The 13,920-nt window shown below is 64.3% G+C and carries 6 protein-coding genes; all 6 read left to right on the top strand.

The window, feature by feature from the left end:
- The first annotated feature begins 40 nt into the window (after positions 1 to 40).
- Positions 41 to 1,450: a GntR family transcriptional regulator MpaR gene (gene mapR, locus H3H51_RS19250; protein ID WP_183090797.1), complete on the top strand. Its 1,410-nt coding sequence runs from the start codon at positions 41 to 43 to the stop codon at positions 1,448 to 1,450.
- Positions 1,451 to 1,571: 121 nt separating this feature from the next.
- Entirely contained in the window at positions 1,572 to 2,177 is a 606-nt protein-coding gene (locus tag H3H51_RS19245) for a hypothetical protein (RefSeq protein WP_183090690.1), read from the top strand.
- 189 nt (positions 2,178 to 2,366) lie between these two features.
- Positions 2,367 to 3,152, top strand: coding sequence for an efflux RND transporter periplasmic adaptor subunit (locus H3H51_RS19240; RefSeq protein WP_183090689.1), 786 nt, complete (start codon positions 2,367 to 2,369; stop codon positions 3,150 to 3,152).
- Positions 3,149 to 4,468, top strand: coding sequence for an efflux RND transporter periplasmic adaptor subunit (locus H3H51_RS19235; RefSeq protein WP_183090688.1), 1,320 nt, complete (start codon positions 3,149 to 3,151; stop codon positions 4,466 to 4,468). The genes H3H51_RS19240 and H3H51_RS19235 overlap by 4 nt, the downstream gene beginning before the upstream one ends.
- Entirely contained in the window at positions 4,469 to 6,565 is a 2,097-nt protein-coding gene (locus H3H51_RS19230; protein WP_183090687.1) for an HlyD family efflux transporter periplasmic adaptor subunit, read from the top strand. It abuts the gene before it with no gap.
- A gap of 95 nt (positions 6,566 to 6,660) precedes the next feature.
- Complete coding sequence (locus tag H3H51_RS19225; RefSeq protein WP_328803687.1) at positions 6,661 to 13,914, top strand: Ig-like domain-containing protein; 7,254 nt, start codon at positions 6,661 to 6,663, stop codon at positions 13,912 to 13,914.
- Positions 13,915 to 13,920: the final 6 nt, after the last annotated feature.

Genomic DNA, 13,920 nt, shown 5'->3' with positions numbered 1-13,920 from the left:
CGTACAGTGCGGCCATCTGCTGGCCGCCCCTACGGACACGATGAAACGCTACGAGAAATTCGCCGACCAGATTGCCGAGCTGATCCGCTCCGGCGTGCTCGCCCCCGGCGAGAAGGTGCCCTCGGTGCGGCATGCCAGCCGCACCTACGGGGTCAGCCCGTCCACCGTATTCCAGGCTTACTACCTGCTGGAGGATCGCGGTCTGATCCAGGCACGGGCGCGCTCCGGTTACTTCGTCCGCGAACTGGCGCGGCACTCGCTGGCCGAACCGGAAACCAGCGCACAGGCGGCGCAAACCACCGAAGTGGACGTCAGCGAGCTGGTGTTCTCCGTACTTGGCTCACTGAAAGACCCGCACACCGTGCCCTTCGGCTCGGCCTTCCCCAGCCCGCAACTGTTCCCCCTGCAGCGCCTGGCGCGCTCCATGGCCCATGCCCTGCGCGACATGCCGGCGCATGCAGTGATCGCCGACATGACCGCTGGCAACCCCGATTTGCGTCGGCAGATCGCCCTGCGCTACATGGTTGCCGGCGTGCGCCTGCCGCTGGACGAACTGGTGATCACCAATGGCGCCCTGGAAGCGCTGAACCTGTGCCTGCAGACCGTGACCAGCCCCGGCGACCTGGTGGCCATCGAAGCACCAGCCTTCTATGCCACGTTGCAGGTGTTGGAGCGCCTCAAGCTCAAGGCAGTGGAAATCCCGGTCAACCCGCGTGAAGGCATCGACCTGGACGTGCTGACCGAGCGTCTGGCCAGCCTGCCGATCAAGGCCTGCTGGTTCATGAGCAGCCTGCAGAACCCGCTCGGCGCGAGCATGAGCGACAGCAAGAAAGCCGCGCTGTATGAGCTGCTGCATCAGCATCAGGTGCCGCTGATCGAGGACGACGTGTACGCCGAGCTGTACTACGGCGCGCAGCCACCCAAGCCGGTGAAGAGCTTCGACCGCGACGGCCTGGTGATGCACTGCGGCTCGTTTTCCAAGAGCCTGGCACCGGGCTATCGGGTTGGCTGGGTGGCAGGCGGGCGCTATGCCGAGCAGATCAGTCGGCTGAAACTGATGACCACCATTTCACCCTCGGTGCCGGCTCAGGCAGCCATCGCCGACTACCTGCAGCACGGCGGCTATGACCGTCACCTGCGCCGCCTGCGTCATGCCCTGGAAACCCAGCAGGGCGCGATGCTCGCCTCCGCTGCGCGGCACTTCCCTGCCGGTACACGGGTCACCCGACCCAGCGGCGGCTACTTCCTCTGGTTCGAATTCCCCGAACAGGTCGACTCGCTGCAGCTGTTCCAACTGGCGCTGGCCCAGGGCATCAGCCTGGCACCGGGGCCGATCTTTTCCGCCACCCGCCGTTTTCGCAATTGCGCACGCCTAAACCACGGGCATCCGTGGGATGAGCAAAGCGAGCGCGCGATGGAACTGTTGGGGCGAATCCTGGCCTCATTCTGAAAGGGACACACCGCTCTGCAACGCCTATTGTGTCCATGCCAGGCATGGCGACGTCACAGTAGTGGCACAATGACATCCTTCAGGCCACTACCACGACAATAATCACAACAGGGGCAGCACCATGAGCGATGACAGCACCACCAGCGTCAACGAAATACTGGGCGATCAACAGCGCATCGAGCTGCTGGAAAAGAGCGCCAAACTCAACCGCCTGCTGATCTTCGGCCTGGCTGGCGGCCTGGTGTTGCTCCTGCTGGTTGTGGTGCTCATCGCCGTATTCAGCGGTGGTAGCGACGAGCCTGAAAAGCCCGAGGCTGTAGCGAGCGAGGCCAGCGTCGTCGCCCTGGAAAAACGCCTGGTGGCCGTGGAGCAGCAAGTCGCCGCCTTCCAGCAACAACTGAAAAACCAGCAGTCGCTGATCGCCCTGGCGCAAAGCAGCCCGCCAGCACCGGCAACCACTACCCCGCCGGCCGCTGCAGCACCCAGCCGCCCCGACCGCGCCACCATCCAGCAAGTGGCGAGCGTGCTGATCGGCCAGGAACAGAACTACCAGCAAAGCATCACCGCGCTGAAAAACGGCATGCGCGACCTGGCCGGCATGATCGCCGGCTCGCGCAGCTGGCTGGAAGACTACGAAGCAGACCTGAACAAGCCGCTGAGCGAGAGCCAGACGCGGGTCAAGGCCCTGCAACAATGGTCCAGCGGCAAGCCCACTGCTGCGCAATAACAGAGCGGCAGCCTGACCCTCAGAGCCGCCCTGCCCAGCTATGCACTTGCCGCCAGCCTGATCTGCGCCACCGGTTCAGTGCTGCTGTCCTTCGTCGCCGGGCGAGCGCTGGCCAAACGCTGAGCGGCGTTTGCGCGCTCACGCTTCTTCCGTACACTGCGCGCAATAAAAAGTTGCCGGAGTGCACAGATGCACCGAACAGTCAGCTGGGCCTGCGCGGCTGCCAGCCTGCTTTGCGCCGCAAGTGCGCAAGCCACCAACCCCGCGAGCGACCCACTGCTCGACAGCCCCACCAGCATCTCCACCCCAGCCGAACGCAGCGTTCGTGGCGTGCTGCGCGCCCGCGACCAGGCCATGCTGTCCAGCGAACTGGCCGGGCGCATCGTCGAAATGCCCTACGCCGATGGCCAGGACTTCAAGAAAGGCGACGTGCTGGTGCGCTTCGACTGCAGTGCCTACCAGGCTCAGTTGAATGCCTCCCAAGCCGCCGTGCGCGCCGCCCGCGAAGAGCTCAGCCATAACAAACAACTGGCCGCACTCAACTCGGTCGGCCGTTTCGAAGTGGCGCTGGCCGAGGCTAAACAAGCGCAAGCACAGGCCGAGGCCCAGGTCTACCAGGTACAGGTCAAGCGCTGCAGCGTCACGGCGCCGTTCAATGGCCGCGTGGTACAGCGCAAGGTACAGCCCCATGAAAGCGTGGCCGGCGGCACGCCACTGCTGGAGATCGTCGACAACCGCACCCTGGAAGTGCACCTGCTGGTGCCGTCGAGCTGGCTCGGCCGACTCAAGCCCGGCGAGCACTTCCAGTTCACCCCGGACGAAACCGGCCAGCCGCTGCAGGTCGAAGTCAAACGTCTCGGCGCGCGTATCGACGAAGGCAGCCAGACCTTGCTGCTGATCGGCAGCCTGCCCAGCGAAACGAACGGCCTGCTAGCCGGCATGAGCGGTAGCGCGCACTTCGCGGAGGCGCCATGACCGCGCAGGTACCGGGCCTGGCCGAACGGGTATTCGCCCAGTTTCTCGCCCTCGAACGGCAGGCCCGCGCCGCCAAGGATATCGACAGCCTGGCCTACGCCATGGTCAACGATGCCCAGGGGCTGTTCGGCTACCGCCATGCTGCCCTGCTGATCGCCGGCAAGGCACGCGCCCTCACCGGCATCAGCGTGGTCGAGCCGAATGCGCCCTTTGTCGCCTTCGTCGAAAATGCGGCCGGCCAGTTGTTGGCCCAGGGCCGCTCCGCCCAGGCCCAAGTGGTCGCTACCGACAGCCTCAACGCGCAAGCCCAGGCCGACTGGCAAAGCCTGTCGGCCGGCACGGCATTCTGGCTGCCGCTGACCGATCGCCGGCAACAACCCTTCGGTGGCCTGTGGATTGCCCGCGAACAGCCCTGGAGCGAGGCCGAGCAGGCCCTGCTCAGTCAGCTCGGCGATGCCTACAGCCATGCCTGGCTGGCCCTGCAACCAGGTAAACCCTGGCGCTTGCGCTGGCCGCGCAAGAAGATCGCGGCAATAGTCGCTGCCGCACTTCTATTGCTTCTGCTGCCGGTACGCCAATCGGTGCTGGCCCCAGCGGAAGTAGTGCCGCTGGGCGGCCAGGTGGTGGCCGCACCGTTGGACGGGGTAATCGCCGAGTTCCTGGTCAAGCCCAACCAGACAGTGCGCAAGGGTGATGTGCTGCTGCGCTTCGACGCCACCAGCATCAAGGCCCAGGCCGATGTCGCCGAGCGCAGCCTGAATGTGGCCGAGGCCGAGCTCAAGGCCAACTCACAGCGCGCCTTCAGCGATGCCGAATCGAGTGCACGGATCGACCTGTTCGCAGCGCGCGTCGAGCAGAAGCGCGCCGAGCGTGATTACGCCCGCCAGTTGCTGGCCCGTACCGAGGTACGCGCCGAGCGCGACGGCATCGCAGTGTTCGCCGACGCCCAGCGCTGGATCGGCAAGCCGGTACAGACCGGCGAGCGGCTGATGGAAATCGCCGCGCCGGATCAGGCCGAGCTGCGCATCGAGCTGGCAGTCGGCGATGCCCTGGACTTCAAGCCAGGGGCTGAAGTCGCCCTGTTCCTCGACAGCGATCCGCTGCATCGTCACACCGCACACCTGCAGCGCAGCGCCTACGAGGCGCAGCAAACCGCCAGCGGGCAACTGGCCTACCGCCTGGACGCCGAATTCAGCGAAGCGCCGCCGCGCATCGGCCTGCGCGGCACGGCAAAACTGTTCGGTGAGCGCGGCCCGCTGGCCCTCTATCTATTACGCCGTCCGCTGGCAGCCCTGCGCCAGACGGTAGGTCTGTAAATGCAGCTGCCAGCGCTGCGCGCCGACCTGCAGCTCTCCCCGGCCGTTGCCGCCCTGGATGGCGCGCCGCAATGGACCCTGGCCGACCCCTTGCGCGGGCGCTACTTCAAACTGGGCGCAGCGGCGATGCGCCTGCTGCGCCACTGGCAACTGAGCGATGCAGAGCGCGTGCTAGAGGCCGCCAATCGCGAGCCGGGCATGCCGCTTGGCGGCGCCGAACTGGAAGAACTGCTGCGTTTTCTGCGCGGCAATGACCTGATTGCCGCACTGGATGCCGAGCAGCGCGAAAGCTATGCGCCCAAGGCTGCTCAACAACGCCATGGGCTGTGGCAAAGCCTGCTGCACCAGTACCTGTTCTTCCGTATTCCGCTGTGGCGCCCGGATGCCTTTCTCGATCGCACCTGGCCCTGGCTGCGCCGCTATGGCCCGAACCTACTGCGCTTCGGCCTGCCGCTGCTCCTGAGCCTTGGCGTGTTCCTCGCCGCGCGCGACTGGGAACGCTTCATCGCCACCTTTCCGCACCTGTTCAGCCTGGGCGGCGCGCTATCGTTCGGTATTGCCCTGACCTTCGCCAAGCTGTGCCACGAGTTCGGCCATGCCTACATGGCCAAGCGCGCCGGCTGCCGGGTGCAGAGCATGGGGCTGGCCTTCATGGTCATGCTGCCGATGTTCTACACCGACGTCAGCGACGCCTGGCGCGTCAATGATCGACGTTCACGCCTGCTGATCGGTGCCGGCGGTGTGATGGCCGAACTGCTGCTGGCCTGTATCGCCCTGCTCGCCTGGTCGCTGTTACCCGATGGGCCAGCACGCACGGCCGCCTTCATGCTGGCCAGCGCCACCTGGATCACCACCCTGGTGATCAACCTCAACCCGTTCATGCGCTTCGATGGCTATTTCCTGCTCAGCGACCTGTGGGGCGTCGACAACTTGCAGGGACGCGGATTCGCCCTGTGCCGCTGGCACCTGCGCGAGGCCCTGTTCGGCTACGGCGAACCAGCACCGGAGCCCTGGTCACCCAGCATGCAGCGCAAGCTGCTGATCTGGGGATACGGCTCCTGGCTGTGGCGCGCGGCGCTGTTCCTCGGCATCGCCCTGGCGGTCTACCACATGTTCTTCAAGCTGCTCGGCATCTTCCTGATGCTGGTCGAACTGCTCTGGTTCATCGCCCTGCCGATCTGGCGCGAGATGCAGGAGTGGAGCAAACGCCGCGACCAGGCACACCCCGGCAAAGTCTTCCTCCTCGGCATCGGCTTGCTGGTACTGCTCGCCGTGCTGCTGGTGCCCTGGCGCAGCGCGGTTGAGGTGCCGGCGCTGCTCGAAGCCTCGCGCAGCACCGCCCTGCACGCACCGCTGCCGGCGCGCCTCAAGCAACTGCATGTGCAGGATGGCCAGGCCGTCGACAAGAATGCCCTGCTGCTGGAGCTGGAGTCCCCCGACCTGGACTCGCGCCAAAGCATCGTGCGCAGCCAGATCAACACCCTGCAGCTGCAGCTACGCCGCCAAGCCGGGCGCAGTGAAACCATTGCCGATGTCGGTGTACTCGAACAGCAACTGGCCGAGGCCGTGGCCGAATACCGTGGCCTGGCGGCACAACGCGAGCGCCTGCAGCTGCGCGCCCCGGCTGCCGGCGTGGTACGCGACCTGCTGCCAGCGCTGCAACCCGGCCGCTGGCTATCGCCGCAAACCGTGCTGGCTCGTGTGGTCGAGTCCGGCCTGCGTCTGCGTGGTTATTTGCCGGAAGAGGAACTCTGGCGCGTCGAACCGGGTGCCGAAGGTCGCTTTATCGCCGACGACCCTGCCCGCTCGGCGCCGCGGGTGAGCCTGGACGAAGTGGATGCCACCGGTGCCGCGCATATCCAGCTGGAGGCGCTGACCTCCGACCACCACGGCCCGATTGCCGTACGCCGCAACGCCCAACAGGAAGCGGAACCGGTGCAGGCGCAATATGGCGTCCAGCTGCGCCTGCTCGACAGCCTGCCCGCCCCTGCCCAGCCGCTGCGTGGCCGGGTGGTGCTGGATGGCAAAGGTGAATCGGTGCTGGGTTTCGTCTGGCGGCGGGTGGCGGCACTGGGTGTGCGCGAGAGCGGTTTCTGACCCGACAGACAAAGAAAGTTGCGCGAGACCGGCACTTTCCCCGATAGTTCCCCAAATAATTTGATCCAGTCCGCAGTAGCGACACGGAGGTTCTTGTGAAATTTCTGGACCTGTTCAAGCGCCAGGCAAGCCCATACACAGCCAAACGTGCGCCTCTTGCGGCCGCGCTCGAACCACGCATGCTGTTCGACGGCGCCGTCGCCGCCACCGTAGCCGACGCCGCACAGCCGGATGCCGCCAAGGCACCCACCGACCAGCCCAACGACTCCCACGCCAATGACAGCCATGACGCCACGGCCGCTACGCCGCCGTCGGCTACGGCTGATCAGCGCCAGGAAATCGTGTTTGTCGATGGCAAGTTGCAGGATGTCCAGGCACTGATCGCCGGGCTCCCGAGCGGTACGGAAGTCGTGGTGCTCGACAGCAACAAGGATGGCCTGCAACAGATCGCCGATTACCTGAAGAATCGCTCCGACGTCGATGCCATCCACCTGCTGAGCCATGGTGCGGAAGGCACGGTCGAGCTGGGTAATACCTGGCTGAACAGCCAGAACATCGGCCAGCACGCCCAGCAACTGAATGCCATTGGCGCGGCACTGGCGGCCGATGGCGACATCCTGATTTATGGCTGTGATACCGGCGAAGGCAAACAAGGCGCGACGCTGCTTAGCGAGCTGGCCCGCCTGACTCAGGCCGATGTAGCGGCCTCTGACGATGCGACAGGCGCGGCCAGCAAGGGCGGTGATTGGCAGCTGGAGAGCCGTGTAGGTCAGGTCGAGTCCAAATCGCTCGAACTCGCCAGCTACAAGGAATTGTTCGCCGCGCCGGCAGATGAAGACTACGACGATGAAACCCCCAACACGGTGATCGAGAGCAATAACTTCGTAGTGGATGGCATTCGCTATGTGCTGGTAGGTCCCAACACTTACCAAACCTCCATTGCGGATGGCGGCATAGGTGGCCAAGCCATCAACAACAACCTGATGTTTGACTTTTCGGACGCAGAACCGGATGGAAGAGGCGGTTTGTCGAGCGTCACTATCTCTGCGGCCGACGGCAGTGCCTTCAAACTCGCGGGCATCAGTTTTCTCGCGTATGACTTTGGCGGCTCCCCAAATATTCAACTGACCCCCCAAGGCGGGACGCCACAGTCCTTTACCATCAACGGTACGGTCGGCACATTGGTGCACCTAGACTTATCTGGTAACGCCGACTTTCAGAACATCACCAGCTTTACCTTCTCAGGCAACAATCTGGCTTTCGAAATCGACAATTTGGATTTCGAGGCAGCCGTCATTCCCAACGCTGCTCCCGTCATAGGCAACCTCGCCGGCGACAGCGTCGCCTGGGCCGGCGCCGGAAATACAGTGACACTCGACTCTGGCGGCAACGCCTCGCTGACCGACACCGACTTTGGCGCGCTCAACAGCGGCAATGGCGATTGGAGCGGAGCCAACCTGACGGTACAACGCTCCGGCACGGCGATTACCACCGACACCTTCGGTTTCAACACCTCCGGCGCGCTATTCACGGTCAGTGGTAACCAGTTGCAATCTGGCGGTTTGACCTTTGCCACTTTCACTAATAGCGGCGGTGTGCTGAGCGTCAACTACACCAGTAGCGGCACCACTGCCACGACCGCGCTGGTTAACGACGTGGCGCGGCACATCAACTACCGCAACGACACGCCGGCCGGCGACGCGACTGTGCGCTTCACCCTCAGCGACGGCAACAGCAGCACTACTGCCATCGTTACGGTAACCAGCGACACTATCTACGTCACCAACACCACCGACACTGCCACGATCGACGCGAGCAACGGCGTGAGTTTCAGCGAGGCTGTGGCCATTGCTGCGGCCGACGCCACCGGCAGTCAGACCATCGTGATCGCCGGCTCACTGGCCGGCCAGAGCGTCTCCACGTCGGCGGCCACTTCGCTGGGCGAAAACCTGACGTTGAACCTCGACGCGGCCAGCGGCTCCACGCTGTCCGGTGGCACGCTGTCCATCGGCTCGGGCTTCAGCCTGACCGCCAGCAATGGCACGGGCGACACCGCCACCATTGCCACCGCGCTGACCGGCGCGGGTGGGTTGACCAAGACTGGCGCGGGCACGCTCACCCTGTCGGGCAGCAACAGCTACAGCGGTGCCACCACCTTGTCGGCAGGCACGCTGACCGCCAGCGGCGGCAGCGCTATCGGCGACAGCAGCAGCGTCTCCGTGGCCAGTGGCGCCACCCTCTCGCTATCCAGCAGCGAGAGCACGGGTAACCTTTCCGGTGTCGGTACCATCAACCTGGGCAGCAATACCCTGACCAGCAACATTACGGCGGATAGCACGTTCTCGGGCGATATCAACGGCACCGGTGGCCTGACGGTCAGCCAAGCCGGGGCAGCCACCTTTGCACTGACCCTGTCCGGGGCCAATACCTACACCGGCAACACCATCGCGATGAACTTTGGCTCGCTGCGACTGAATGGCGATGCCTCGGTTTCCAGCAGCAGCCAGTTGCGTGCCAATGGCAATAGCGTGATCACTCTGCTGTCGAACCAGACCGTCGGCAGCCTGTTCAGCAACAATGCCAACGCCACCATCAACCTCGGCGCCTTCACCCTCACGGCAGGCGGCGACAACTCGTCCACCACGGTTTCCGGCGTGATTGCCGGTACCGGCTCGCTGATCAAGCAAGGCAGCGGCACCCTGACGCTTTCCGGTACCAACACTTACGGCGGCACCACTACCGTATCGGCCGGCACCCTGTCGGTCGCCAGTGACAGCAATCTGGGCAGCGACAGCGTGACGCTGGCATCAGGCGCCACGCTGGACATCACTGGCGCGACCAACATCGACAATGCTATTGCACTGAGTGGCGATGCCATCATTAGCAATTCCGCCAACGCCACCTTGTCTGGCGTGATCAGCGGCGCCTACACCCTGAGCAAGACCGGTGCCTCGACACTCACGCTATCCAATACCAATACATACGCAGGCACCACCGTCCTCGCAGGTACTTTAAGCGCTGCTGGCGACAATAATCTGGGCAGTGGCGCGGTGACGTTGGAGAGCGGCAGCACACTGGCGGTGACGGGCGCGACCACCATCGACAATGCCGTCGTTTTGTCCGGCGCGGCCAGTATCAGTACATCGGCCAATGTCACGGTCTCAGGCGTTGTCAGCGGGTCAGGCAGTCTGACCAAGACAGGCGCGTCGACACTGACCCTGAGCGGCACCAACACGCACACCGGCAATGTCATCGTGTCGGCCGGGGGGCTCACGCTGCAAGGCGGCAGTTCCATCGGCGATGGCAGCGCGGTCAGTGTGGCCGGCGGTGCGACACTCACGCTCGCGCTCGGCAATGAAACCATCGGCTCGCTGCTGGGGGCCGGCAATGTGTCACTGTCCTATGGGCTGACCACCGGCGGCAACCAAGCCAGCACCACGTTCTCGGGTGTGATCTCGTCGACCAATACCAGTGGCATTACCAAGACCGGCTCGGGCACGTTCACGCTGTCGGGCGCCAACACATACTCCGGCACCACGACGGTGAGCGCGGGGACACTGACACTCAACGGCGGCTCGGCGCTGGCCGACACCAGCGCACTGAACGTGGCCAGCGGCGCCACCGTGGCGCTGGCCAGCAGCGAGACGGTCGGTTCGCTGGCCGGCGCAGGCAGCTTAAGCCTTGGCGCGTTCACACTCAGCGCAGGCGGCAACAACACCAGCACTACGTTCTCGGGCGCGCTCATCGGCAGCGGCGGGCTTACCAAAACCGGGAACGGCACGCTGACCTTGTCGGGCTCGAACTCGAGCACCTTCAGCGGCGCCATAGGCGTGAGCGGCGGCACGCTCAGCGTCGCCTCCGACGACAACCTGGGCGCCGGTACCGTCACGCTCGCGGCCGGCAGCACGCTATCGGTGACCGGCGCCACCACCATCGACAATGCCATCGTGCTGAGCGGGGGTACGGCTACCGTCACCAACTCGGCCAATGCCACGCTCTCGGGAAATATCACCGGTGCGGGCGGGCTGACCAAGGCGGGCACATCCGCGCTGACGCTATCGGGAACCGACAGCTACACCGGCGCTACCAGCATCGACGCCGGTAGTTTGCTGCTCAACGGCGCGCTGACGGGCACGTCGAGCACGACGGTGGCATCGGGCGCCACCCTGGGTGGCAGCGGCAGCATCGCCAGCAACGTCACGGTCAATAGCGGTGGCACCCTCGCTCCAGGCAATAGCGGCGCGGGCAGCATGACCATCAACGGCAACCTGGACATGGCTTCGGGCAGCACGCTGGCGGTCGACATCAACGGCGCCACCGCCGGTACAGGCTATGACCAGGTGATCGTGAACGGTTCTGTCGATGTGAGTGGCGCTACGTTGGCCGTGACCCATGGTTACACGCCGGGCCCGGGCGACACTTACACCATCATCGTCAATGATCTGGCCGACGCCGTAACAGGCAACTTCAGCGGCCTCAGCGAAGGCGCTACGCTGACCGCAGGCGGCAACGGCACTGTGCTGGCCACCAGCTACATTGGCGCCACCGGCAACGATGTTAGCCTGACCGCGCCGCTCAACCCGACCGTGACTTCGGTGACCGCCACGGATCCGAATGGTACCTATGCCATCGGGGACACGATCACGATAGGCGTGACATTCAGCGAACCGGTATTCCTCAGTACCGGCACGTTGCAGCTGATACTGGAAACCGGCACGACCGACCGCACAATCAGCTACGTCAGCGGCAGTGGCAGCTCGACGCTGTACTTCAGCTACACCGTACAGGCTGGCGACACCTCATTCGATCTGGACTATGCCAGCGTCTCCGCGCTCGTCGCCAATGGCGACACTATCCAGAGCGGGACCTTCATCACCGCGAATCTCGCATTGCCGACACCTGGAGCAGCAGGGTCTCTGGGCGCGAACAATGCCATCGTCATCGATGGCGTGCGCCCCACGGCAGGCATCGTGGTCGCCGACACCGCACTGGGAGTAGGCGAAACCAGCACGGTGACCATCACTTTCAGCGAGGCGGTGTCCGGCCTCACCACCACCGATTTCACGGTTGCCAATGGCGTACTCAGCGACCTTTCCTCCGGCGACGGCGGCATTACCTGGACCGCCACTCTCACCCCGACTACCAGCTTCCAGGACGCCACCAACTTCATCAGGCTGAACAACGCCGGCTACATCGACGCCGCCGGTAACACCGGCAGCGGAAGCACAGACTCCAACAATTACGCCGTCGATACCCTGCGCCCTAACGCCAGCATCGTGGTCGACGATGCCGCTCTCGCTATCGGCGAAACCAGCACGGTGACCATCACCTTTACCGAGGCGGTCACTGGCCTTAGCACCGCAAATTTCATCGTCGCCAATGGTGTTCTCAGCAACCTCACCACCAGCGACAACATCACCTGGACCGCCACCTTCACCCCCACCGCCGCCGTCAATGACGCGACCAACCTCATCACCCTGGACAACACCGGCTACACCGACGACGCCGGCAATACCGGCAGCGGTAGCACCGACTCCAACAACTATGCAATCGACTCGCTGCGCCCCAACGCCAGCATCGTGGTCGCCGACACTGCACTGGTAGCAGGCGAAACCTCGCTGGTCACCATCACCTTCAGCGAAGCGGTCACCGGCCTCACCAGCGCAGACTTCACTGTTGCCAATGGTGCTCTCAGCGGCCTGTCCAGCAGCGACGGCGGCATCACTTGGACCGCCACCCTCACCCCGAGCAGCAGCGTCCAGGACGCCACCAACTTCATCAGGCTGAACAACGCCGGCTACACCGATCTCGCTGGTAATGCCGGCGTCGGCAGCACCGACTCCAACAATTACACCGTCGATACGCTACGTCCCAGCGCCAGCATCGTAGTCGCCGACACGGCCCTCGCCGCTGGCGAAACCAGCACGGTGACCATCGCCTTCAGCGAGGCAGTCACTGGCCTTACCAGTGCTGATTTCACCGTCGCCAACGGCAGCCTCAGCAGCCTGTCCAGCAACGACGGCGGTATCACCTGGACCGCCACATTCATCCCGACAGCTAGTGTCGAGGACACTAGCAACGTCATCACCCTGGACAACACCGGCTACACCGACAATGCCGGTAACACCGGCAGCGGCAGCACCGATTCCAACAACTACGCCATCGACTCGCTGCGCCCCAACGCCAGTATCGTGGTCGCCGACACGGCCCTCGCCGCTGGCGAAACCAGCACGGTGACCATCACCTTCAGCGAGGCAGTCACTGGCCTTACCAGTGCTGATTTCACTGTCGCCAACGGCAGCCTCAGCGGCCTGTCCAGCAACGATGGCGGTATCACCTGGACCGCCACTTTCACCCCGAGTGCCAACCTGAACGATGCCAGCAACGTCATCACCCTGGACAACACCGGCTACATCGACCTCGCTGGTAATGCCGGCGTCGGCAACACCGACTCCAACAACTACGCCATCGACTCGCTGCGCCCCAACGCCAGCATCGTGGTCGCCAACACGGCCCTCGCTGCTGGCGAAACCAGCACAGTGACCATCACCTTCAGCGAGGCAGTCACTGGCCTTACCAGTGCTGATTTCACCGTCGCCAACGGCAGCCTCAGCGGCCTGTCCAGCAGCGACGGCGGCATCACCTGGACCGCCACGTTCACCCCAAGTGCCAACCTGGACGATGCCAGCAACGTCATCATCCTGGATAACACCGGCTACACCGACCTCGCTGGTAATGCCGGTGTCGGCAGTACCAACTCCAACAACTACGCCATCGATACAGTGCAGGCGCTGGTAATCGACAATGGCGACCCTGAATTCCGTGCCAATCCGCCGAGCCCGCCAGCGGCGCCACCCTCGGCACCCTCGCTGCCGGCAATGCCCTCGCCGCCACCCGCGTCGACCGAATCGCCTCTCATCCCGCCACCCTTGTTCGAGGCTCCCACCCTGGGCAGCGGCATTCCGACCCTGGGCAATATCTTCATCAAAAACGGCGCCCTGGCTCCGAGCTTTATCGCTCAGGTGTTCGCCAGCAGCTCCAGTGATATCGGTGGCGATGGCTCCGGCGCCGGCTTCCTCGGTTTCGGTGGCGGCGATGGCGGGGTCTTTGGCTCCAGTACGCTCTCCAGCATTTTCGGCAGCGATCCCATGCAGGAGTCGGAGCAGCTGGAGGTTTTCGACGGCAAGAAATGGGGTAGCAGTGAAGGGACTGGCCGGGGGGGCAGCGGTGCCTTTGGCGCACCGACGCTGGGCCAGCAACTGCATGAGCTGCACGAAAGCGAGCAACGCCAGGTACACGAAATCGCCCTGGCACTGGGCCAATTTGAAATAGCCAAGGCACACGCCTGAGCACAA

It is taken from the genome of Aquipseudomonas ullengensis (assembly GCF_014174475.1).
Classification (GTDB): Bacteria; Pseudomonadota; Gammaproteobacteria; order Pseudomonadales; family Pseudomonadaceae; genus Aquipseudomonas; species Aquipseudomonas ullengensis.
This window is presented reverse-complemented; position numbering and strand designations above follow the sequence as displayed.